Raw genomic sequence first — 22,091 nt, forward strand, 5'->3', positions numbered from 1 at the left:
CTGCTGCGCGATCACCTGCTGCGCCAACGCGCACTGCTCCCGCAGGTAGGCCAGCCGTACCGATACGCCCAGGTTCGGGTGCGCCTTGGGCCAGTTGCGTTCGTCCGTCCAGTCGTCGCCCTCATCGAGCGTGTAGATCACACCACCAACGCTGTCGTTGAGGATCTTCTTGCCGTTGATCACCCGCTCTTCAAGGATGTCCACCAGCAGCGTGCGCTGCTCGTAGCAGATGCCATGCTGGTTGAAGCCGGCGGTGGTAATCGCGGTCAGCATCGGCTCGCGCCGCGCGCCCATCGCAGAGATGATTACGTCCCACAGTTCGCGGGTGCGGTGGGCGTGCAGTTCGTCGATGATCGCCCCGTGCGGGTCGAGACCGTCCAGGGTGCGGGCGTCCGCGCCCAGTGGCAGAAACTCGTTGGCGGTGCCCTGCACAAACAACCGGTTGCGGTGGTTCTTGAACAGCCGCTTGAGGGCTGGCGAGAACTCGCGCATCAGCTCGGCATCGCCGTGCGTGATCTTGGCCTGCTCTAGCTTGGTCGCGGCCGTGTACACCTTGGCACCTGGCTCACCATCGAACGCCGCCAGGTGCAGGCCGATGCCGCTCAGGGTGGTGCTCTTGCCGCTCTTACGCGGGACCTCTTCGTACCACTGACGAAAGCGACGGGTGCCATCAGCACGACGCCAGCCGAACTGGACGGCGCGCCAGAATTGCTGCCAGGGCTCCAGCACAATCGGCTGGCCGGTTTTCTCACCACGCACATGCCGCAGGAACTTCGGGAAGAAGTCGATGATGTAAGCCGCGCGCAACGGATCGAACCACAGGCCGCGCTTGGCACCGTTGCGCAGATCCTTGTAGTGCCGCTTTACCGCCAGGAAGGTGTAGCGGCAGACCGGGATCTTGCCGCGTAGCACGTCGACGCCGTAATGGTCCCAGGGGTACAGCTCCTTGGGTATTAGCTTGGTCGCCCCTGCATAAAGCTTCGGATCTCGTCGAGGAAGAGATCGCCTTGTTCTTGACCGTTTTCCAGCGCCTTCACTTTGGCAAAGGTCGGGATTGTCAGACAGCAGGACGGCAGCCATTTCAACAGCTCCTTTTCCTGCTTATCGACGTAGTGCACCAGCTGGTGCGGTTGCTGGTAGCCGTTCGGCGTCTTCACCTGGAAGGAGCCGCCGTTCGCATCCATGTACTCGTCCAGCGCCTCGATGGCAGTCAGCCAGCGGCGGTACTTCTTGACGATCACCGAGATGGCGATGCCAGCCGTGAGGTGTAACAAGTTAGCCTTGCGCAGCTGGTCGCAGATGTAGTCCCACACCTGCTGCTCGGGCTCACTGAACTTGATCGGGCAATCTGGCGAAACCACCTCGGCCTTGGCCGGGGCTTGCGCAGCTTCACTGCCCGCCGGCGCAACGGTGATCGGTGGGTTCGAATTCATCAGATCTACTCCGGGCTTTTAACCCCCCCCCTATTTGAAATTCAGCCGTTGGGGTACACGTGGCTCCCCCATTCGTTCGGGCATCGGATTTCGGGGAGGATTTACCACCCCCTACCCCTGGGCTAGAAGCGGCCGAGCTTCGGCGGCTCGACTCGCTCGGCCACACCGCAGTCACGAACCTTCTTGCCGATGCGGTTGTGGCACTGCCAGCACAGGGCTCGCAGGTTGCTGTCAACCAGCCCCAGGTCAGGCCGCTCGCGGTAAGGGATGATGTGGTCAACCATGGTCGACGGCACGACAAGCCCAATGCTTTCGCATTCCATGCAAAGCGGGTGAGCCTCACGAAAGCTCTCGCTCTTACGCTTCCAGGTATTGGTCCAGTAGAACTTGTCCGATGCTGGACGCTTTGCGTTGTACGCCTTGTGCGTCTCCTTGATGGCCGCTGCTCGCTCGGCCTCACGCAAAGCCTTGTGCTCGGCACACCGGGTGCCGCGACCAACCGCTAGCCGTAAGCAGTTGGGGAAGGAGCAGACAGCGGCCGGGGCGAGTGGCATCAGCCATCAGCCTCTGGCTTGGCTGGCACTTCGCACACGCCAGCACGCTTGGCCAGCCAGCGTTCGTACAACCCGCTGGCCACGTCCGCGCCCATGGTCGCAACCACAAAGCCGATGGCCGCCGCCACCAGCACATGCGCGCCGGCTGCCCAAATCAGCAGCATGGTCGCCAGGCCGAACACCACTGAGGCACCGGCCCGCAGGATGACGCGGTAAACCAACTCACGGCCGCGTAGGCCATCGCGGTCGGCGCGCCACATCTCGCCGCTGAAGCCGGCAGCAACCGCAATCGCGATCACCACCCAGACCGGCAGGTCAGCCAGTGCCTGCTGTTGCTCATGCGTCATCACGCCACCTCGCCTGCCAGAAACAAAAAAGCCCCGGCAACTGCCGAGGCTCGAATAGGTAGCGCATCCCTGCGCAAGGCGCCGCAACCACGGGGCGCCATAAACAAAAAACCCGGCGCGGTGGCCGGGTTTGCAGTCAGCCCGCCTTTGCGGACTTCCTTGAAGATGGCTGATTTATACCCCTTGATTCTCATGGCAGCAAGGGCCTAACGCTGCCACCCCAGCAATGCACCAACAAAGCGACAACAAAGCGCCCGCAATGCACCGACCATATAACAAAACTCGGCTACCGCGCCGCAGGCGCAACCCCACATGACCTACACCGCTTTCAAGGTGGGGCAACGCTACACCCCGCATCCCCACTAACTGTTCCCCACTTCCCTACCTTTCTAAAGGAATAAGTAGATTGTGTGAGCGCGCGAGCACGCGTGCGCGTGTACACACGCGTCGTACCTGCACATACGTGCCCACAGGGAAGGTGGGGAGGTTGGACGCAACCAGCAAACGCGCGGCCTCAAGCGTGCCCCACAGGCAAAACCCGGTAGGGCAAGTGGGGCACAAACGAAAAGCGCGCCTCATGCGGCGCGCTTCCGGTTGATCAACTCACGCTCCAGGCTCTCGTGCGCCTGGTGCAATCGTCGGTAATACTGCGGTCGACTACATCCACACGCCCCCCACTTCTGCGAGTCCAGGCTGTCGTAGTTGGTGTAATGCTCGATCACCACTTGTCGTTCCTTATCCGGCAGATACCGGTTCACCAGCAGCTCAATCTCGGCTGCCTGCTCAAGCAGCACACGGCTGCCACGCGTACTGCGGATCAGCACGCCGCGCGAGTCTATCAGAGCCGCCAGCGAACACCCACCAGACCCCGGCCCGATCCTCTCCACCCCATGCGGCGGATGCAACTCAGCCGCCCACAGCTGCAACGCATCATCCAGATACTTGATCATGCGAACGTCTCCCGCTGCGCCAGCGGCATCTGGCCTGGCTCTTTCCAGCTATCAGGCCGCACGTACTTGTAAGGCCTCACCCCGCCCCGGCCCTCAGGCGCCATGCGCTTACGACGCCACTTGAGGCGATGCATAATCTGCCCCAAGCGCGTCTGGTCCGGCCGCCCCCAATGGCCAGGGTCAAGCATCAAGGCCTTCTCCAGCAAAATGTCACCACCCACGCTCTCGCACGGGTTCGCCTGCAACCAGGACACAATGCGCGGCTCCCACGCATCACCCTGGAAGCGCACATCCTGCTCCTCCTCAAACATCACCTTTTCATCATCCTGCGGCCACCACGGCTCACCGGCTTCGTACAGATGCAACGCCTCAGCCCACAGCTGATCACGCACCGCGCGCAGGCCGGCCAGGTTCACCTTCATACACAGCACCGGCCAGTAACGGCGGTTCCCGGTCGGGTCGCGCAGGTACTCATCCTGGTTCGTCGAGCCAGCGAACACACACTGGCGCGGCAACCGGATGTTCCGCCGCCCATAGCTCGGCCTGAAGATGTCCACCTCTGCCCCGAAGAACGACTTCGCCTTGGTGCTCTCAACCTTGTTGAACGCATCCAGCTCGGCCAGCTCGATGATCCACATACCCTGGATAGCCTGATAAGCCTCTTTCTCCCCCAGCGGGATCGGCGTATCCATAAACCACTCACCACCCAGCACACGCAGGGCCGACGACTTATTCAGCCCCTGCTCACCTTCGAGGATGATCACACAGTCAGCTTTAGCACCCGGCTTCATCACCCGCGCCACCGCCGACACCAGGTAACGCATCCCCATGATGCCGGGGTAGTTATCGTTCCCAGCCAACGCAACACCGCCCAGGTAATCTTTCACCCAAGACGCCAGGCGCGGCGTGCCATCCCACTTCAAACCCTGCAGGTAATCGCGCACCGGATGAAACGGGTTCTGGTTCGCAACCACCGCCACAGCCTCAAGCACCGCCAGGGACTTAATCTGCAGCCCATACTGCTCAGCCAGCCAGATCGCCGTGCGCGTGTCATCAAGGTCGGACCACTCACCCGCCCGGCCACCATAAGGCGTTGCCCGGCGCTTAACCGTGCGCCCCGCAAACAGATCCTCACCGATCACGCCCTTCCAGCGCTCATCGTTCTCCAGAATCAACACCACGTTCGCCACCACCGACAGCAGCGCGCCCTTGCCGTTGCGATGCAGCGCCGCCTTCCACTCAGCATCAACAGGCGGCCGCACAGCCACCAGCACCTGGCGGCGCACCGCATCCAACCCCTCGGCCAGCTGCAGGTCATTGAAGTCCGTCCACTTGTCCTCACGCTCCCCGCTGAACACCGGGCAAACCACACGCCCACCTACCACCTGCGCCGCGTGCTCGGCCTTCTCGATGCCAGGGTTCCACGGCGCACCTTTGGCCGTTGTCGTCTTCCAATCGTCATCTGCGCAGAACAGGAACTGCCGACCAGGGAAGCGCTCACGCAACACCTCGGCCACCGGCATCAAATTGCCCGCAGTAAAGGCTGCGCAGGCGCAGAGGCCAGTGGCCAGATGCACGCTTGCTGCCGTCGCATACCCCTCACAGATCAACACCGGCTCACCTGGCTCCGGGTGCGGGCCGAGCAGATGGAACGCTCCAACCGGGTCAACACCGGCCGGCCAAAAGCGCTTGCTCAGCCCGTCCGCGTCCGGCTGTCCGAAAAGCACCTGCAAGCCAACAACCTTGTCGTGCACATTCATCATCGGCACCAACGCCGTATCCGGCTTGCGGCCAAACTTCAGCCCAACAGCCGGCACCGCCTTGCGCTCCAGATAGCCACAGCGCCCGCGCTCCGGCAGCGTCTCCCACATCCGCGCCGCACGCCGTCGTGCACTCGCTGCGCGGGCTAAGCGCTTGGCATCCTCTTTCGCCTTCGCCGCCTCGATACGCGCCCGGATGACCTTGCGATCCTCATCACTCATACGCCCGCCAACGGGCTTGAGCTTGTGGAAGTCGCCTTTCTCACCCTCACGCCACGACCCGAACGCACCCGCGTAATAGGTGCGCCCCTCGTTCGTGTGCTCATAAATCACGTAGAAGCCGGTTTTGGTCTTGCCCTTGTCGCCACTGGCACGGCAGCGCGTGCGCACATCCAGCAGCAGTGGCAGGTCAGGATCTAGCCCCGCGTCCTGCAGCTGGGCCAGCACATCGTCGAGTAGTTCGTGACGGTCAGTCATGGCTGCCTCCCTCCGAATCAATCCCGACGGCCTGCTGCTGCTCCGGCTCTACCTGGGCACACTTCCAGCACCGCCGCTTTACCTGGCAACCGAACCACATGTACTGATGCTCGCACGCCGTCACGGGGCTGCAGCAGCGCGAGAGGTCGCCCAGGGCGTTGCTCAAGACAACCCCCATCAGCGCCACCATGTACTCAACAGCATCCAACTGCGCCTGGTCGCCCTGAAACACTGCACGCCCCAGCTCATGCGCCTTACGCAGCTCGGCATGGAAGCACCCAGCGCGCTGGCAATCGGGCACACAAGGTTGATTGCTCATCGCCCACCCCCTTTCCGCTCAAACAGATCCTGGCAATCAACACACATCACACAGTCATGCCCCGCCAACGCCTCACGGCGGGCCAGCGGGATAGGCACCCCACACCCATCGCAATAGTCCTCATGCACAGGTGCCGGCTTGGCCAACTGCGCTGCAAGGCGGGCTTGCTCGTAAACGGCGTATTCATCCGCCGCCCGATCCGCGTTATCAGCCATCGGCGCGACCCTCATCATGCGTGCGACGCACAACGGCCCGCAGCCGAAACACCGCCTGCAGCATCCGCACGGTCAGCATCTCGAACTGAGCCAGCTCATCGTCGTCCAGGTGGTTATCAGCCATCGCCTTGGTCAGCTGCTCGCTCAGGTCGTTCTCGCTGTGCAATAGCCCGGTGATGCCAGCCAGCAGCGACTGCGGCGTGGCCGCATCCCCAAGCTCGGAAACATCAATGCCCACCCAGCCAACCGGCTGCAGCAAGGCGTCAACAATGCGCGGGTCACGGGTAAGGTCGAGAATCAGCTGCAGCTCATCAATGTTGACCCGATGCTTTGGGTTCGCACTGGTCAGGCTCAGCTTGTGGTTCAGGGTTGAGGCACTCATGGCCCCGTCTACGGCGGCAATGGCGGTCGCCCCGCCTGGGTAATCGTGCGCGGCGTGGTGCAGCGCTTGTTGCAGAGTCAGAATCGAACGCTTGGCGCGCTCAACACTGCTCCAGCGGGAACGGTAAGGCATGGCATAACTCCCGGCCCATACCCGTTGGTATGGCGCCCTTAGTCAGGTGGTCGCATACGGCCGGCAAACCGACCGCACCCCAGGCAAGGCCCATGCTCCGCACAGGCCCCGCCTAAACAGCCAGCCCCGCTTGTGGTGGCAGCGAAGTGGCAACCCCAGGCATCCAAGCCCAGGCACAACGCGCAGTGGTGGTGCGCGCATTGGGAGTGGCAGCAGCCAGAGAAAGCTGCCAGTGACCCCGACATGACGTGTTGCTATAGTCACGCCGTGGCTCCCCTTAGTCAGGTGGTCACAGCTAGCCTGCTGATCTGTGGTGGAGAGGCAGGCAACACAGAGCCCTCGGGCTCTGGCGGTCACCGCTTCAACGGTGGCCGGGAAACAGGGCGCCTCACGGCGCCTTTTTTCTAAGCGGCTTGAGCAGGAATCGGGAACAGCTCGGGCAGGTCAGGCCGCAGCTCATGCGGCAAAACCTTGAATTCGACTGCACGACAAACAGCAGGAACACGCTCAGGCGGCACACGGCCAGACTTGAGCCACTTCCACACATGAGGCTGCTTGACGGTGCCTCCAACGCGGCGGGCGAGTTCGGATTGGCTGTTGCCGCACAGCCCCATAACCTTTTTCAGTGCCTTGCGGCACAGATCGGCATCAGTAGTGGTGGGCTCCATTGGGAATGCTCTGTGGTTGTAGGAACACTAGCGAGATTATAACCACAGACATAATACGTCAACACCAAGGTGGTTGGACGCATGTATAACCGAGGTTTTAACATCGCCGACATGGACTACCTAAACGCCCCACAACTCCCAACCCTGGCCGACCGGCTGAACTATGCGATGAAGCAGCGCGGCATCGTGCAGGACACTTTGGCCGAGCGCGCCGGATGCTCGCAGACCGCCGTGCAGAAACTTGCATCCGGCAAGAGCAAAACCGGCAAAAGCAAATTCCTGCCAGCCATTGCCCGCGCGCTCGACATTGACATTGACTGGCTTGAGCTGGGCAAGCTGCCACCACTGAGAACAGCCGAGACCAGCAACGTCTACCGCATACGCCCAAAGGATGGCGGCCCAGTACTGCTTGACGAACTGTCGCCATGGGACGACAGCACGCCACTCGATGAAGACGAGGTTGCTTTGCCCATCTACAAGGAAGTTGAACTCGCATCAGGTCACGGCCGCTCGTCAGTGCAAATCGTGCCCGACCGTAAAATCAGATTCTCGGCCTACACCATGCGCATGGCTGGCGTAGACCCATCCATGGCGGCTTGCGCCACCAACACAGGCAACAGCAACTTCCCCCTGATCCTCAACGGCGCCACCCTCGGCGTCGACAAGGGCACCACCCGCATCGTTGACGGACAGATCTACGCCATCGACCACGACGGCCAGTTGCGCGTTAAGTTTCTATATCGCCTACCTGGTGGCGGCATCCGACTGCGCAGCTACAACCGAGAAGAGTACCCAGACGAGGACTACACCTTCGACCAGGTGATGGAACAGCGCATCCAAATCATCGGCTGGATATTCTGGTGGTCGACTCTGAACCACCTCAATTCACCACCACTGCTGTAAAAATTATTACCCTGGTAATTGCCAAGAATTAAAACCGCAGTTATCTTTTACCTCGTCTCTCCACCACAGAGCCGAGGTAAACCATGTCAGCATCTGTTCACGCGCTCCCGTCATGCCCGACCGAGCGCATCTTTGAACTCCGCCGCGCCGCCCTGGCCACCGGCTGCCAGTTCACCCGCGTAAAACCCAAGCCCCGCACTGCGCCGGCCCCCTTCGATCCAAACGATGGGGGGCGCGCGGCATGAGCAAGCGTAAAAAGCCAACCGCCAAATCACAAAGCAAGGCGTTCTACCTTCAGCAGTTGCTGAAGGAGATACGCAGCATCCGAGAAAACAAGCACGCTACAGCCAGCGAGCACGCCCAACTTCAGGCGCACGGCATGATCGCGGCCGGCTTGTTCCTCGACCAGCTCACATCGGCTGAGTACAGCATCCTCTGGGACCTCGCGTCGAACGCCTGGGGCTGCCGCTGGTTTGAATTCCATCACAAGCTCCCGCTGTACTCGCGCCAACCGGCAACGTCTCCAGTACTGGAGGCCGCAGCATGAATTTCACCCTCCCCGAAGACGCCCTGCTGCGCCTGGCTGCTCAGCTCAGCCTAAACGGCACGTTCAACCACACCGTTCGCTCGGCCTACAACTCGCACCAGGTGATGTTCCGCATCAAGGTCGAGCGCGGCCAGGACGACACCTGCGCAACCATTGAGATGGGCGGGCAGACCCACAGCATCACTGTCAACAACGCTGACCCACAGCGCCATCTGCTGGTGGCCGATCTGATCGACGCCATCGCCAACGGCCGCGTAGACAGCGCAGAGGTGGCCCCCGCCCGCGTCACCCGCATGCCCCTGCTGCCTGAGCCAGACGGTCTGCTGGATGACACCCAGCTGGGCCGCCTCAAGCACATGGTTCGCCATGGCGGCTTTGCCAGCCTTGAAACCGGGCACCAATGCCCGATCAACGTGGCCGTGCACCGCACCCGCCCAGCTCAGGGCGTAACCGTCATTGCCAGCATCGGCAGCAGCCGCCCACGCACCAAGTGCTTCACCGTGCGCGGTGATGAGCGCGAATGCCTCAAGCGCCTGCTGATCAGCATCGAGGATCTGCACATCATCGCCACGCCCCAGCGCGCGGCCGCAGCGTAGGAGGTCGCCATGTCCAATTCATTCAAGTACACCGCACAGCGCCTCGGCCTGGGCCATCGCGACCTGATGAAGCGCATGCGCACGGCCGGCTTGCTAGACAACTTCAACCTGCCCAGCAACCCGGAGATGACCAAGCACTATCTGGTCACCCGCGAGAACAAGTTCTACAGCGACGAAAAGGGCTGGCGCTTCACCCGCACCACCCGCGTGACCGATGCCGGCATTCCCTGGCTGGCGCGCAAGCTGGGCATCGAGCAGCCAATGCCAGAACCACAGGCAGATCCGCGTGATGTCGCGTGAGATCAAATACACAACCCCGGATGGCCGCGAGATCACCCCGATCTGGGCACGCCAATGGGTGGCAGCACTGATGAAGCTGCCCACCCAGGAGGATCGCAAAGCAGCCATCCGCGACCAAGTACCCGAGCACCTGCGCGAACTCGTTCGCACCATGGGCCGCAACGCCTGGGAACACCCAAGCCGGAGCAAACAATGAAAGACTCAAAGCTACTCGACGACACCCTGATTGACCTGCTGCGCACGCCAGAAAGTTACCGCACCAGTGAAGTCATCAGCAGCGCCCTGCACCTGGCAGCCACCGCAGCCGGCCTGCGCCTCGGCCACCCATCTGACCTGCAGCAGCAACACATGCAGCTTGAGGGCGCGGTGGCACGCCTCACCGCCGCCCTGGGCAATGGCTTCACCCACCGCACCACCCTTCGCCTAGGGCCGGACGTAGCCGGCATTGAGCTGTTCGCCTCAATCGAGGCCATCGGCCGGGCTGACCTGCGGTTTACCGGCTTTGGCTCCACCGCCCACGGCGTGCTCAACAAGCTCCAACAGGCCATCGCCGCACACGGCATCAACATCGGCACGGCCAAGCCCAAGGTGCGCCACCCCGACAAAAACCCGCTGCGCCTGCTCCCGCGTGAGGCCCGCAGCGCATGAGCCCACCCAACGACCAACAGCAGCCCCTGCGCCTGCTAGTCGCGCCCAAGGCCAGCACGGTGGACATGCTCTTTCGCATGTTCGGCACCGTGCTGATCCCGCTGGAGGCAGTGCGCACCGAGCTGTTCCGCAACCTCAACGCCGACCGCTTCGGCCGCGTGGTCGCCACGCCTCGTCTGCCGCTCCCAGTCACCACCCTGGAAGACAGCACCAAGGCCCAGCGCTTTATCGAGATCCACCACCTGGCCGCCCACATCGAACAACGCGCCGGCCAGGCAGACGACACCCTGGCCAAAGCGCTGGGCAGCGAGCAGGAGACCTGAGCCATGCACCGCTACTGCCGTGAATGCCGCGCCGAACTCGGCGAGTTCGACCACAAAGAGATCGGGCTTTGCCAAGAGCACATACAACTCTGCGAGGACTGGAAACGCTTTGATGACCTGCGCGAGGAAGGCCACAGCACCTATGCCGCCAAGCTGATGGCCGGCCTCGCAGATCCACCAGACCCCGACGCCGACTGATCCACCCAAAACCACCTGACAGCCGCACCCGCTGCCACCACCAGCGACCGGCCAACCCGAGGAGATCCACCATGACCACACCGCAAATCTATGGCCTGTTTGCCATGCTCACCGTCGCCGCCATCGCCGGCTTGATCTTCTACTGCATCGGCCTGCGTACCGGACGCCAGGCATCAACCAACATCATCGCTGCCCTGGAACAGTCCAAAACCAACCTGGGCAACACCAACGCCAAACTCGTTGCCGGCCTGATCGAGGTCAACCGCACACTGGACGCCCGCGAGGGCGCACTGAGCAAGCTGCGCCAGAGCCTGATCGAGGAGCAACGCGACCACGGCGAGGTCGAGCGCGGCCTGCTGAATCGCCTGGCCGCCGCCTACCGATTGACCACAGAGGATCAAGCCGTACTGGTGGCCATCGCCGCCAAGCTCAGCCTGGCAGCCGACACCTTCGCCGGCCTCAACGCCCACGACCACGCCAAAGCATCACGCCTCTTTCAGGCTCAAGCGCTGGACATGGCAGACCGCATCGAAAAGGCGCTCGCCAACCAGCAGCCGCACCCGGATACCGAGATCATCGAATGGCTGAACACCAACGGCGATTACTGGGGCGAACCGGATCACGGCACCCTGCGCTTTGACGTAAACAGCCCCGAGGAAGGCTTCGAGCACCTGCGCGACGTGCTCACCCTGGCCATCCAGCAGAAGCAGGCCGACACCGAAAGCGCTACCACCACCATCGGCAACTGGCGCGAGCAGGAAGCGGAGCGTGCAGCATGAACCGCAATTACCCCCTGCTGCGCCTCACCCCAGACCAAGCCGGCAAGCTGCAGCACGACTTCAACCGCTTGCAGGCCAACCACACCGAACTCAAGGCCCAGCTGGCCGCGCTGGAACAAGCCATGCGCGACCTCTACGGCTCGCAAGCCTTCCTTGAACTGCGCAACCACGCCCGCAACCAGGCCCAGGCCGCGCTGCTGAAACAGGAGATCGCCGCATGACACGGATCATCCTTCAATCCGCCCGCGAATTTGACCTACTCAAGCCCCGCGCGGATCTGATCACCACGCTCGACATCGCTCACGCCCTGAGCCTGATCTGCCGCTTCAACGGCCACTGCAACCGCCACTACTCAGTGGCGCAGCACAGCCTGCTGGTGGCCGATATCGTCGAAAGCCAAGGCCACGGCCCAGAGATCCAACTGCAGGCCCTGCTGCACGATGCGGCCGAGGCCTATGTCGGCGACCTGGTGCGCCCGCTCAAATACCACCTACGCCGCCAAGCCTGCGGGCAGCAGTCGGACTTCGACCGAGTAGAGGAAAGGGTGTGGGAGGCCATCTGCGATCAGTTCGAGCTGGAGCCCGAGCTGCCATTCGTCGTGCACGACGCCGACATGATCGCCCTCGCCACCGAACGCCGCGAGCTACTGCCAGATCACCCATCTGTTTGGGATTGCCTGCACGGCATCACCCCGCACCGCATCGAGCTGGAAAACTGGACACCCGGCCAAGCCCGCCAGGCCTTCCACGACCGGCTGCTTGACCTGCTGGCCACCACCCACCGCGCAAGGGCTGCAGCATGAGCAAGAAGACCATCGAAATGCTGCAGAAAGCAGACACCGAGGCCGACCTGATCACCGACGCGGAACTTGACCAGGCCTGGGGCGGCGCCAACTTTGGCGGCATGTCAAAGCGCGAGGTGATCCGCCTCGGCACGCTTAAATGCCTGGCCGGCTGGCACCAAGGCCACACCAGCCGGACGATCTGCACCGAACTGGGACTCATCAACGAAAAGTACAAAGTCACCGCCAAGGGCCGCGCCTATCTGTGGCTGGCATTCGGCCGCCGGAGCAACTTCTGATGACCACTACCAGCACACAAGGCGCACACACACCAGGCAACGAAGCCCCAACCCAGGCGGCCGAGCAGATCACCCTGCCACCCTGCCCATTCTGCGAAGGCCCACCGGCAGTGATCGTCACCAGAACGTTCGAACCCTTCGGTTCAGTCGAGCCGACAGAGCACTTCGGCTGCACGGGCCTGGACGTAGACGCCTACGTCTTCTGCCACGAATGCGGCGCCGAAGGGCCGAAGCACGAAACGGTGATCTTCACCCAGGCCGACTACCTGGAAGCGGAACGCGCAGGCGCGGTGCTATGGACGGAACGCTCCGCCAAGCATCGCCACCTCTACGACGCCGGCTCGCCCGAAGGGCTCAATCTGTACCCACAGGAGGCAGGGCAATGAAACCAGCCACCGCGACCACAACAACCAAGGCCGTGCGTCAGCACGGCGGCGGCCTGGTACAGGCCAACCAGCCGCGTGCCGCTTTGCGCGGCCGCCAGCAATGCCCGAGCGGGGGCGTTAAAAAGAGTCTCTGCTGCGCAGCAGCAGGCATTAATGCTCTTGATCTGCAAGCCACCGCCGCCCTCGCATACCCCATGACAGGCGTGCGCCAGGCGCAAAAGTTGAGCACCCCGCTCCGCTCTCCTGTCCGCCCGCCCGCGCAGCTTCTCGTGGGGTATACGCACCAACTGAACATCAACCGGGGGCGCGCATGACAGCCTTCAATCAAAGCCACTTCGCCAAGGCCTGCCGCACCCAGTTCGCCCTGGACTTCGAGGGCTACATCACCGTCGATCTGTTCTCGGGCGGTGGCGGCGCATCCATTGCTATCGAGAAAGCCACAGGCAAGCCGGTGGACATCGCCATCAACCACGATGCCGAAGCCATCAGCCTGCACATGCGCAACCACCCGCAGGCCGAGCACTACCAGAAGGACATTCGCGAGGTATGCCCCAAGGTAGCCACGCGCGGGCGCCAGGTAGGCCACTTGCACGGCAGCCCGGAATGCACCCACCACAGCCAAGCATCCGGCGGGCAACCACGCAGCGTGGAAAGCCGCTCACTGTCGTGGACGATGATCCGTTGGGGCGGTCAGGCCCGGCCGGTGATGATCACCATGGAAAACGTGATGCAGATCCTGCAGTGGGGTCCACTGATCGCCAAGCGCTGCAAGCACACCGGCCGCGTGGTGACGCTGGACATGATCACCTGCCCACGTACCGGCAAGCAGGTCAACCGCGTGGCCAACCCAGGCGAGCGCGTACCCGTGCAACAGCAGTACCTGGTGCCAGATCCGAAACGAAAAGGCAAAACCTGGGCGCGCTTCATCGGTGAGCTGCAGGGCATGGGGTATGAGGTGCTGTTCGGCAAACTGAATGCAGCCGAGTACGGCGCACCAACCACCCGCGAGCGCCTGTTCCTGATCGCACGGCGCGACGGCGAGCCGCTGTACTGGCCCGAGCCAACCCACTGCAAAGCACCAGGCAAGGGCCACAAAGCCTGGGTGCCGGTGGCCGAGTGCATTGACTGGTCCATCCCCTGCCCGAGCATCTTCCTCGACAAGGAAGGCGGCAAAGCCTTCAAGGTCAAGCGCCCACTGGTGGCCAAGACCATGGCGCGCATCCGCAAGGGCATCGAGCGCTTCGTCATCAACCACGCCGACCCATTCATCGTCAGCGTGAACCACGGCGGCGCCGATTTCCGTGGCCAGGGCACTGGCAACCCAATCGCAACAATCACGGGAGGCCACGGTTTTGCGATTGCACAGCCTACCCTCGCGCCCTTCATCACCGAGCACGCCAACGCCAGCAACCAGCGCAACGTGGCAGCGGCCGAGCCGATCCCGACGCTATGCGCCGAGGTTAAAGGAGGTCACTTTGCGGTGGTCAGCCCGATACTAGTGGGCGCAGGCGGCCCAGCCTATTCGGCAAAGCCCGTTTCAGCTGATCAACCAACCGGCACCATCCTCACCGAGAACCACAAGGCAATCGCTGTCGCGTACCTGGCGCAGCACAACGGCGGCTTCAACACCACGCCAGGCCATCATCCGTCACGCCCGGCATCAGCCATCACCACCACCGGAAGCCAGCAGAACATCGTAGCGGCCAGCCTTGTGACCCTGCGCAACAACTGCGTAGGCGAGGATCTGCGAGACCAAGCACCGGCCATCACCGCCGGCGGCACCCACCTGGCGCTGATGGAATGCACCCTGGCACCCGAGCACGAAGCCGGAGCCCTGCGCGTGGCCGCCTTCCTGATGGGCTACTACGGCACCGACAACACCTACGACGCCCGCGACCCAGCCGCCACCATCACCACCCGCGACCGCCTGGCGCTGGTAACGGTTGTGATCAAGGGCTCGCCATACGTGATCGTCGACATCGGCATGCGCATGCTCACCCCGCGCGAGCTGTACCTAGCGCAAGGCTTCCCGAGCAATTACGTGATCGACCAAGGCCACGACGGCAAACCGATCACCGCACGCGCCCAGGTGCGCATGTGCGGCAACTCGGTATCACCACCACCACTAGAAGCCCTGCTGCGCGCAAACCCACTGCGCGGCCGGCAAGCACTGCAGGAGGCAGCATGAGCGCAGCCGAAGCCCTGCCGCTGGAACATGACAAACTGAACGAGCACGAAATGGCAGCCCACCTGGGCATCACCTTTCGCGCCCTACAGACCCGGCGGCTCAAGAAGAAAATACCCCACGGCGTTTGGAACAAGGTCAACGGGGATGTGATTTACAGCGTTAAAAGGTACGAAGCATGGCTGGAAAGCACTTGGGATTGCCCCCCGGAGTTGAGTTCGTTGGTGACACCATCCGAATCCGCTTCACCTGGCGTGGCGCGACCCCGCCGCGCCGCTGTGAAACCCTCCGGCTCGCGCAAACTCCCAAGGGGATCAACGCTGCCACCAAGCTACTTGCTCGTGTAAAGCAGCTGATCGACCACCAGGCGCTGGATGACGACAAGTACATCCAGCTCTTCCCCAACACCAGCTACTCCGTGAGCAAACGCGTGCCCAACTTCAGGGACTACGCCCAGGTTTGGCTGGATAGCCGTGAGATCGTCGCCGGTACCCGCCGAAACTACCGCATCACCATGAACAAGCACTGGATGCCCTACCTGGCGTTGCTGCCAGTGAACGCCATCAGCGCCTTCGACATCCGCAAAATCGTGGTGGCCACCGAGTGGGCATCCACAACCGCCAAGCGCACCGCCCTGGTACGCCTGCGCGCTGTGCTCAGATCCGCCGTGAACGATGGCTGGCTGGATAAGAACCCAGCCATAGGCATCGACCTGCCTATCAAGGCCAAGCGCAAGCTAGACCCGTTCACCAAGGAGGAAGCCGACACCATCATCGAGCACCTGTACACCACCCTTGGCGGCGAACGCACCGAGATCTATGCCTGCCTGATTGAGTTTGCCTTCTATACAGGCATGCGCCCAGGCGAAGTGCGGGCATTACGTTGGGATGAGATAGACGAAACGAAGCGCACCGCCCGCGTCTGCAGGATCGTGGTCGATGGCGAGGTGGCCGAGCGCATCAAGAACCGCAAGCCGCGCAACGTACTGTTGAACGACCGGGCCATGCATGCACTGGATAGGGCAAAGGTGGTGAAGGAGAAAATCAGGCTGAAGACTGATTTCATATTCCCACCAGCACAGGGCGGGGAATGGATGCAGGACCCAGACGGCCCTACTGGCTACCTAAGGCCGGCACTGGCGGCACTGGGCATCCGACAACGCCGGCTGTACGATACCCGCCACACTTACGCGACCATGTGCCTGATGGCTGGAATGAACGTGGCGTTCATCGCCAACCAGCTCGGCCACACAATCGAAGTACTGCTCAGCACCTATGCCGAATGGATCAACTCCGAGGGCGACTGGTCAGAGATGAACAAGCTGTCTGTTGCATCGATTGGTACAAAATTGGTACAGAAAGAAAGCATAAACGCAGAAAGCCCTTAACTATCAAGGGCTTGGCAAAATTGCCATAAATCATCCTGCAATACCGACGCCTTGTCTTGGGGACACCACGTAATGGAATTTATTGTTAAAAGCGCACGCCCAGAAACACTAAAAACCGCCACCCTGGTTATCCCTGTTGGTGAGGGCAAAAAACTCGGCGAAACCGCCAAGGCCATCGACACCACTAGCGCTGGCGCGATCAGCGCTCTGCTCAAGCGCGGCGACCTGGCCGGCAAGGTCGGCCAGACCCTGCTGGTACACAACCTGCCGAACCTGAAAGCCGAACGCGTGCTGCTGGTCGGCACCGGCAAAGACAGCGAACTGTCTGACCGCCAACTGCGCAAATTGATCACCAGCGTTTACAACAGCCTGAAAAGCCTTGGCGGCAGCGACGCCGTACTCGCGCTCGACGAATTGCAGGTCAAAGGCCGCGGCACCTACGGCAAAACCCGCCTGATGGTGGAAAGCCTGGCCGATGCCGGCTACTGCTTCGACCGCTTCAAGAGCCAGAAGGCCGAAGCCGGCGCACTGAAAAAGCTCACCCTGCTCACTGACAAAGCCAACCTGGCCGACGCCGAGCGCGCCAGCACCCACGCCCAGGCGATTGCCGCCGGCATGGCCTTTACCAAGGACCTCGGCAACCTGCCGCCCAACCTCTGCCACCCAAGCTATCTCGCCGAAGAAGCCAAGAACCTGGGCAAGGCCTACAAGAACCTCAAGGTCGAAATCCTGGATGAGAAGAAGCTCAAGGAGCTCGGTGCCGGCGCCTTCCTCGCCGTCGCCCAGGGCAGCGACCAGCCGCCGCGCATGATCGTCATGCATTACCAGGGCGGCAAAAAATCCGAGAAGCCCTACGCCCTGGTCGGCAAAGGCATCACCTTCGACACCGGCGGCATCAGCATCAAGCCGGCGGCCGGCATGGATGAGATGAAGTACGACATGTGCGGCGCCGCCAGCGTGTTCGGCACCCTCAAAGCAGTGCTTGAGCTGCAACTGCCGATCAACCTGGTGTGCCTGCTGGCCTGCGCCGAGAATATGCCCAGCGGTGGCGCCGCGCGCCCAGGCGATATCGTCACCACCATGAGTGGGCAGACCGTGGAAATCCTCAACACCGACGCCGAAGGCCGTCTGGTGCTGTGCGACACCCTGACCTATGCCGAGCGCTTCAAGCCGCAAGCGGTGATTGACATCGCCACCCTCACCGGTGCCTGCATCGTGGCCCTGGGCAGCAATGTCTCCGGCCTGATGGGTAACAACGACGAACTGGTGCAGCAGATTCTCGGCGCAGGCCTCACCGCCGACGACCGCGCCTGGCAGCTGCCGCTGTATGACGAATACCAGGAGCAGCTGGACAGCCCGTTCGCCGACATCGCCAATATCGGCGGGCCAAAAGCCGGCACCATCACCGCTGGCTGCTTCCTCTCGCGCTTTGCCAAGAACTACCACTGGGCGCACCTGGATATCGCCGGCACCGCCTGGATCAGCGGCGGCAAGGACAAAGGCGCGACCGGTCGCCCGGTGCCGATGCTGACGCAGTACCTGCTGGACCGCGCCAAGGTCTGATGCCCCCGTAGCCCGGATGTAATCCGGGGACGCCCCTGTCCCGGATTGCATCCGGGCTACGGCTCTTCCACGAACGCCCCATACATGAACCATGTCATGCCCCGAATAGAATTCTACGTACTCTCCACCGCCGTGCCGGCCGAACGCCTACGCGCGGCCTGCCAATTAGCGATGAAAGCCTGGCGCGCCGGCCTGCCGGTGTTTCTGCGCGGCAGCGACGCGCAACAATGCAGCGAAGTGGACGAACTGCTGTGGCGCTTTAAAGCGGAAAGTTTTGTGCCGCACAGCCTGTACCAGGAAGACGCGCAAGCACCGGTGGTGATTGGGCTGGACGAAGAACCCAGCAGCACCCAGGGCGTACTGATCAACCTGGGTAGCACCCTGTCCCCGCAGGTTGAGCGTTTTAGCCGGGTGATTGAAATCGTCAACCAGGAACCCGACCTGCTGACCGCCTGCCGGGAGAATTTCCGCAGTTACCGGCAGCGCGGGTATGATCCCAAACGAGTCGAACTCTAGTTGCACACCATGGACACCCCAAAACCGCCGCAAAAACCCGCCCAACTGCTGAACGACCTGGAGTCGATCCGCCAACTGCTGGGCGATGAAAACCTCGAACCACCGCTGCTGATCGACACGCTCGACCCGGACAGCATCCCCCTGCTCTCGGAAATCGTTACCCCGCCACCCGTGGCCGCCGCACCAACACCTGCGCCCAAACCAGCGATTGCGCAAACCCTGCGTGAAACCGTTAGCCAGAGCGTCAGCCGCGACAGCGAGCTGAACCGCCTGGACAACGAACTGCGCGCCGCTGCCCAGCTGATTCTGCAGGATGTGATCGACGATTTCGTGCCGCAGATCGAGGCCGAGCTGAAACGCCGCCTGGATGCCCGCCTAAGCCGCTTACTGCCGCCGCGCAGATAGGCACCTGTAGCCCGGATAAGCCCCAGCGCAATCCGGGAAGGCGCTGACCCGGATTACAGCTACGAATTCGCCATACCCGCGCCCCAACGCCCACCAGTCAGCCACGCCACGCGCGCCCTTACGCCACACAGGCCTTCCCCGCTATACTTGCCGGCTTTTCCGTCTAGCCGTCATAAGGGTCCCGCCGCGCATGGACAAGACCTACCAGCCGCACGCCATTGAAACCGCCCTGTACCAGAACTGGGAGGCGAACAACTATTTCGCCCCGCAGGGTTCCGGCGCGCCCTACACCATCATGATCCCGCCGCCGAACGTCACCGGCAGCCTGCACATGGGCCATGGTTTCAACAACTCGATCATGGACTGCCTGATTCGTTTGCGTCGCATGCAGGGCCGCAACACCCTGTGGCAGCCGGGTACCGACCACGCCGGTATCGCCACGCAGATGGTGGTTGAGCGCCAACTGGCCGCTGACGGCATCGGCCGTCACGATCTGGGCCGCGAGAAGTTCCTGGAAAAGGTCTGGGAATGGAAAGAACAGTCCGGCGGCACCATCACCCGGCAGATCCGTCGCCTGGGCAGCTCGGTAGATTGGTCGCGCGAACGCTTCACCATGGACGACGGTCTGTCCGAATCGGTTAAAGAAGCCTTCGTGCGCCTGCACAAGGACGGCCTGATCTACCGCGGCAAGCGCCTGGTCAACTGGGACACCAAGTTCCACACCGCTATCTCCGACCTCGAAGTGGAAAACCACGACGAGAAAGGCAGCCTGTGGAACCTGCGCTACCCGCTGGCTGACGGCAACACCACCGCCGACGGCAAGGACTACCTGATCGTCGCCACCACGCGCCCGGAAACCATGCTCGGCGACAGCGCCGTGGCCGTGCACCCGGAAGACGAGCGCTATAAAGCCCTGATCGGCACCTTCGTCGAGCTGCCACTGGTTGGCCGTCGTATCCCGATCATCGCCGACGATTACTGCGACCCTGAATTCGGCACCGGCTGCGTGAAAATCACCCCAGCCCATGACTTCAACGACTATGAAGTCGGCAAGCGCCACAACCTGCCGCTGCTGAATATCTTCGACAAGAACGCCGCCGTGCTGGCACAGGTCCAGGCGTTCAATGTCGATGGCAGCGTCAACAGCCAGATCGACTGCAGCCTGCCGGCCGCATACGCCGGCCTGGATCGTTTCGAGGCGCGCAAGCAGATCGTTGCTGCCTTCGAGGCCGCCGGCCTCTTGGAAAGCATCGACGCTCACGCCCTGAAAGTTCCAAAAGGTGACCGCTCCGGCACCATCATCGAGCCGTGGCTGACCGACCAGTGGTACGTCAGCACCAAGCCGCTGGCCGAGAAAGCCATCGCCGTGGTCGAGAGTGGTGAAATCCAGTTCGTGCCCAAGCAGTACGAAAACATGTACTTCAGCTGGATGCGCGATATCCAGGACTGGTGCATCAGCCGTCAGCTCTGGTGGGGCCACCGCATCCCGGCCTGGTACGACGATGCCGGCAACGTCTATGTCGGCCGCGACGAGGCAGAAGTACGCGCTACACACAACCTCGGCGACGCCAATCTGCGCCAGGATGAAGACGTGCTGGACACCTGGTTCAGCTCCGGCCTGTGGACCTTCTCCACCCTCGGCTGGCCGCAGCAAACTGAAGAACTGAAGACCTTCCACCCCACCGACGTGCTGGTGACCGGCTTCGACATCATCTTCTTCTGGGTCGCCCGGATGATCATGCTGTCCACCCACCTGACCGGGCAGATCCCGTTCAAGACCGTGTACGTGCACGGCCTGGTGCGCGATGGCCAGGGCCAGAAAATGTCCAAGTCCAAGGGCAACGTGCTCGACCCACTGGATATCGTCGACGGCATCACCCTCGACGAGCTGCTGGAAAAACGCACCAGCGGCATGATGCAACCCAAGCTCGCCGAGAAGATCGCCAAGCAGACCCGCGCCGAGTTCCCCGAGGGCATCGCCGCCTATGGCACCGACGCCCTGCGCTTTACCAACCTGGCGCTGGCCTCCACCGGTCGCGACATCAAGTTCGACATGGGCCGCGTCGAGGGTTACCGCAACTTCTGCAACAAGATCTGGAACGCCGCCAACTTCGTGCTGGAAAACACCGATGGCCAGGACTGTGGCGTTAACGGCGAAGAAGTTGAGCTGTCCTCGGTGGACCGCTGGATCATCTCGGCCCTGCAGCGCACCGAAGCCGAAGTGACCCGCCAGCTCGACGCCTTCCGCTTTGACCTGGCCGCCCAGGCGCTTTACGAGTTTATCTGGGACGAGTACTGCGCCTGGTACCTGGAGCTGGTCAAGCCCGTGCTGTGGGACGAAGCCGCACCCATCGAACGTCAGCGCGGCACCCGCCGCACGCTGATCCGCGTGCTGGAAGTGGCGCTGCGTCTGGCCCACCCCTTTATGCCGTTTATCACCGAAGAAATCTGGCAGCGCATCAAGGCGCAGGCCGGCGTCCCCCAAGGTGACAAGCAGGGCGATACCATCATGCTGCAGGCCTGGCCAGTGGCCAATGAAAGCCGCATCGACGCCGCCGCCGAAGGCGATATCGAGTGGGTCAAGCAGCTGATGCTCGGCCTGCGCCAGATCCGTGGCGAGATGAAAATCTCTATGGCCAAGCGCATCGATATCATCCTGCAGAACGCCAGTGCGGAAGACCTGCGTCGCCTGGCCGACAACGCGCCGCTGCTGAACAAGCTGGCCAAGCTGGAGTCGGTGCGCGTGCTGGAAGCGGGCGAAGAAGCGCCGATGTCTGCCACCGCCCTGGTCGGCGAGATGCAGGTGCTGGTGCCCATGGCCGGGCTGATCGACAAGGACGCCGAACTGGCGCGCCTGGATAAAGAGATCGCCCGCCTTTCCGGTGAAGTGCAGCGCGTCGGCGGCAAGCTGAGCAATGAAGGCTTCGTCGCCAAGGCGCCGGCCGAAGTGCTCGATAAAGAGCGCGCCAAGCTGGCCGAGGCCGAACAGGCCCTGAGCAAGATGGTCGAGCAGCGCGGCAAGATCGCCGCACTCTGAT

30 protein-coding genes are annotated in these 22,091 nt (G+C 62.5%); 20 read left to right on the forward strand and 10 right to left on the reverse strand.

From position 1 onward, the window contains the following. The 10 genes from Q8M42_RS19570 to Q8M42_RS19615 all read right to left on the reverse strand — a co-directional run. Positions 1–912 (reverse strand): terminase large subunit domain-containing protein (locus Q8M42_RS19570; protein ID WP_305285381.1); only part of this gene is annotated, 912 nt, incomplete at its 3' end. 41 nt (positions 913–953) lie between these two features. Continuing rightward, the gene (locus tag Q8M42_RS19575) at positions 954–1,433 is read right to left on the reverse strand and encodes a P27 family phage terminase small subunit (protein WP_305285383.1); all 480 of its coding nucleotides are present in this window, start codon (positions 1,431–1,433) and stop codon (positions 954–956) included. A gap of 122 nt (positions 1,434–1,555) precedes the next feature. Beyond that, a complete protein-coding gene (locus Q8M42_RS19580; protein ID WP_305285387.1) occupies positions 1,556–1,897 on the reverse strand; it encodes an HNH endonuclease signature motif containing protein in 342 nt (113 codons plus the stop codon). An 89-nt stretch (positions 1,898–1,986) separates the two neighbouring features. After that, positions 1,987–2,334 carry a phage holin family protein gene (locus tag Q8M42_RS19585; RefSeq protein ID WP_305285389.1) on the reverse strand — a complete coding sequence of 116 codons (348 nt, stop codon included), beginning with the start codon at positions 2,332–2,334 and terminating at the stop codon, positions 1,987–1,989. Between the two features lie 575 nt (positions 2,335–2,909). Further along, positions 2,910–3,284 carry a hypothetical protein gene (locus tag Q8M42_RS19590; RefSeq protein WP_305285391.1) on the reverse strand — a complete coding sequence of 125 codons (375 nt, stop codon included), beginning with the start codon at positions 3,282–3,284 and terminating at the stop codon, positions 2,910–2,912. Beyond that, the gene (locus tag Q8M42_RS19595; RefSeq protein WP_305285393.1) at positions 3,281–5,521 is read right to left on the reverse strand and encodes a VapE domain-containing protein; all 2,241 of its coding nucleotides are present in this window, start codon (positions 5,519–5,521) and stop codon (positions 3,281–3,283) included. Before Q8M42_RS19595 ends, Q8M42_RS19590 begins: the two co-directional genes overlap by 4 nt. After that, the gene (locus Q8M42_RS19600; RefSeq protein WP_305285395.1) at positions 5,514–5,840 is read right to left on the reverse strand and encodes a hypothetical protein; all 327 of its coding nucleotides are present in this window, start codon (positions 5,838–5,840) and stop codon (positions 5,514–5,516) included. The genes Q8M42_RS19595 and Q8M42_RS19600 overlap by 8 nt, the downstream gene beginning before the upstream one ends. After that, positions 5,837–6,073 carry a TraR/DksA C4-type zinc finger protein gene (locus Q8M42_RS19605; RefSeq protein ID WP_370870363.1) on the reverse strand — a complete coding sequence of 79 codons (237 nt, stop codon included), beginning with the start codon at positions 6,071–6,073 and terminating at the stop codon, positions 5,837–5,839. The genes Q8M42_RS19600 and Q8M42_RS19605 overlap by 4 nt, the downstream gene beginning before the upstream one ends. After that, a complete protein-coding gene (locus tag Q8M42_RS19610; RefSeq protein WP_305285399.1) occupies positions 6,048–6,569 on the reverse strand; it encodes a phage regulatory CII family protein in 522 nt (173 codons plus the stop codon). Before Q8M42_RS19610 ends, Q8M42_RS19605 begins: the two co-directional genes overlap by 26 nt. A 404-nt stretch (positions 6,570–6,973) precedes the next feature. Further along, a complete protein-coding gene (locus Q8M42_RS19615) occupies positions 6,974–7,237 on the reverse strand; it encodes a YdaS family helix-turn-helix protein (protein ID WP_305285401.1) in 264 nt (87 codons plus the stop codon). An 81-nt stretch (positions 7,238–7,318) separates the two neighbouring features. Between Q8M42_RS19615 and Q8M42_RS19620 the strand changes: the two genes are divergently transcribed. The 20 genes from Q8M42_RS19620 (at position 7,319) to Q8M42_RS19715 (ending at position 22,090) form a co-directional block, all read left to right on the forward strand. Beyond that, positions 7,319–8,140 (forward strand): helix-turn-helix transcriptional regulator, encoded by an 822-nt coding sequence (locus Q8M42_RS19620; protein ID WP_305285403.1) that lies wholly within the window; start codon positions 7,319–7,321, stop codon positions 8,138–8,140. 241 nt (positions 8,141–8,381) lie between these two features. Then, a complete protein-coding gene (locus Q8M42_RS19625; protein WP_305285404.1) occupies positions 8,382–8,687 on the forward strand; it encodes a hypothetical protein in 306 nt (101 codons plus the stop codon). After that, positions 8,684–9,283 carry a hypothetical protein gene (locus Q8M42_RS19630; protein WP_305285406.1) on the forward strand — a complete coding sequence of 200 codons (600 nt, stop codon included), beginning with the start codon at positions 8,684–8,686 and terminating at the stop codon, positions 9,281–9,283. The genes Q8M42_RS19625 and Q8M42_RS19630 overlap by 4 nt, the downstream gene beginning before the upstream one ends. A gap of 9 nt (positions 9,284–9,292) precedes the next feature. Then, entirely contained in the window at positions 9,293–9,583 is a 291-nt protein-coding gene (locus Q8M42_RS19635) for a phage antirepressor KilAC domain-containing protein (protein ID WP_305285408.1), read from the forward strand. After that, positions 9,573–9,779, forward strand: a complete 207-nt coding sequence (locus Q8M42_RS19640) for a hypothetical protein (RefSeq protein ID WP_305285409.1) — start codon at positions 9,573–9,575, stop codon at positions 9,777–9,779. The genes Q8M42_RS19635 and Q8M42_RS19640 overlap by 11 nt, the downstream gene beginning before the upstream one ends. Then, a complete protein-coding gene (locus Q8M42_RS19645) occupies positions 9,776–10,231 on the forward strand; it encodes a hypothetical protein (RefSeq protein WP_305285410.1) in 456 nt (151 codons plus the stop codon). The genes Q8M42_RS19640 and Q8M42_RS19645 overlap by 4 nt, the downstream gene beginning before the upstream one ends. Next, entirely contained in the window at positions 10,228–10,554 is a 327-nt protein-coding gene (locus Q8M42_RS19650; protein ID WP_305285411.1) for a pyocin activator PrtN family protein, read from the forward strand. The genes Q8M42_RS19645 and Q8M42_RS19650 overlap by 4 nt, the downstream gene beginning before the upstream one ends. A gap of 3 nt (positions 10,555–10,557) precedes the next feature. Further along, complete coding sequence (locus Q8M42_RS19655) at positions 10,558–10,752, forward strand: hypothetical protein (protein ID WP_305285413.1); 195 nt, start codon at positions 10,558–10,560, stop codon at positions 10,750–10,752. 71 nt (positions 10,753–10,823) lie between these two features. Continuing rightward, complete coding sequence (locus Q8M42_RS19660) at positions 10,824–11,531, forward strand: hypothetical protein (protein ID WP_305285415.1); 708 nt, start codon at positions 10,824–10,826, stop codon at positions 11,529–11,531. Next, positions 11,528–11,752, forward strand: coding sequence for a hypothetical protein (locus Q8M42_RS19665; protein WP_305285417.1), 225 nt, complete (start codon positions 11,528–11,530; stop codon positions 11,750–11,752). Before Q8M42_RS19660 ends, Q8M42_RS19665 begins: the two co-directional genes overlap by 4 nt. Then, positions 11,749–12,333, forward strand: a complete 585-nt coding sequence (locus Q8M42_RS19670; protein WP_305285419.1) for a phosphohydrolase — start codon at positions 11,749–11,751, stop codon at positions 12,331–12,333. Before Q8M42_RS19665 ends, Q8M42_RS19670 begins: the two co-directional genes overlap by 4 nt. Continuing rightward, a complete protein-coding gene (locus Q8M42_RS19675) occupies positions 12,330–12,611 on the forward strand; it encodes a hypothetical protein (protein ID WP_305285421.1) in 282 nt (93 codons plus the stop codon). The genes Q8M42_RS19670 and Q8M42_RS19675 overlap by 4 nt, the downstream gene beginning before the upstream one ends. Then, a complete protein-coding gene (locus Q8M42_RS19680) occupies positions 12,611–12,997 on the forward strand; it encodes a Lar family restriction alleviation protein (protein WP_305285423.1) in 387 nt (128 codons plus the stop codon). The genes Q8M42_RS19675 and Q8M42_RS19680 overlap by 1 nt, the downstream gene beginning before the upstream one ends. Next, positions 12,994–13,311 carry a hypothetical protein gene (locus Q8M42_RS19685; RefSeq protein WP_305285425.1) on the forward strand — a complete coding sequence of 106 codons (318 nt, stop codon included), beginning with the start codon at positions 12,994–12,996 and terminating at the stop codon, positions 13,309–13,311. The genes Q8M42_RS19680 and Q8M42_RS19685 overlap by 4 nt, the downstream gene beginning before the upstream one ends. Beyond that, on the forward strand, positions 13,308–15,185 hold the full coding sequence (locus Q8M42_RS19690; protein ID WP_305285427.1) for a DNA cytosine methyltransferase: 1,878 nt from the start codon (positions 13,308–13,310) through the stop codon (positions 15,183–15,185). The genes Q8M42_RS19685 and Q8M42_RS19690 overlap by 4 nt, the downstream gene beginning before the upstream one ends. Positions 15,186–15,360: 175 nt before the next feature. After that, the gene (locus tag Q8M42_RS19695) at positions 15,361–16,569 is read left to right on the forward strand and encodes a site-specific integrase (protein ID WP_305285429.1); all 1,209 of its coding nucleotides are present in this window, start codon (positions 15,361–15,363) and stop codon (positions 16,567–16,569) included. Positions 16,570–16,641: 72 nt separating this feature from the next. After that, positions 16,642–18,132, forward strand: a complete 1,491-nt coding sequence (locus tag Q8M42_RS19700) for a leucyl aminopeptidase (protein ID WP_304864706.1) — start codon at positions 16,642–16,644, stop codon at positions 18,130–18,132. A gap of 96 nt (positions 18,133–18,228) precedes the next feature. After that, positions 18,229–18,648: a DNA polymerase III subunit chi gene (locus Q8M42_RS19705; protein ID WP_304864708.1), complete on the forward strand. Its 420-nt coding sequence runs from the start codon at positions 18,229–18,231 to the stop codon at positions 18,646–18,648. 9 nt (positions 18,649–18,657) lie between these two features. Then, positions 18,658–19,053, forward strand: a complete 396-nt coding sequence (locus tag Q8M42_RS19710) for a DNA polymerase III subunit chi (RefSeq protein ID WP_304864710.1) — start codon at positions 18,658–18,660, stop codon at positions 19,051–19,053. Positions 19,054–19,243: 190 nt separating this feature from the next. Then, entirely contained in the window at positions 19,244–22,090 is a 2,847-nt protein-coding gene (locus tag Q8M42_RS19715) for a valine--tRNA ligase (protein WP_304864712.1), read from the forward strand. Position 22,091: the final 1 nt, after the last annotated feature.

Origin of the sequence: Pseudomonas sp., from assembly GCF_030684895.1 — a bacterium.
Classification (GTDB): domain Bacteria; phylum Pseudomonadota; class Gammaproteobacteria; order Pseudomonadales; family Pseudomonadaceae; genus Aquipseudomonas.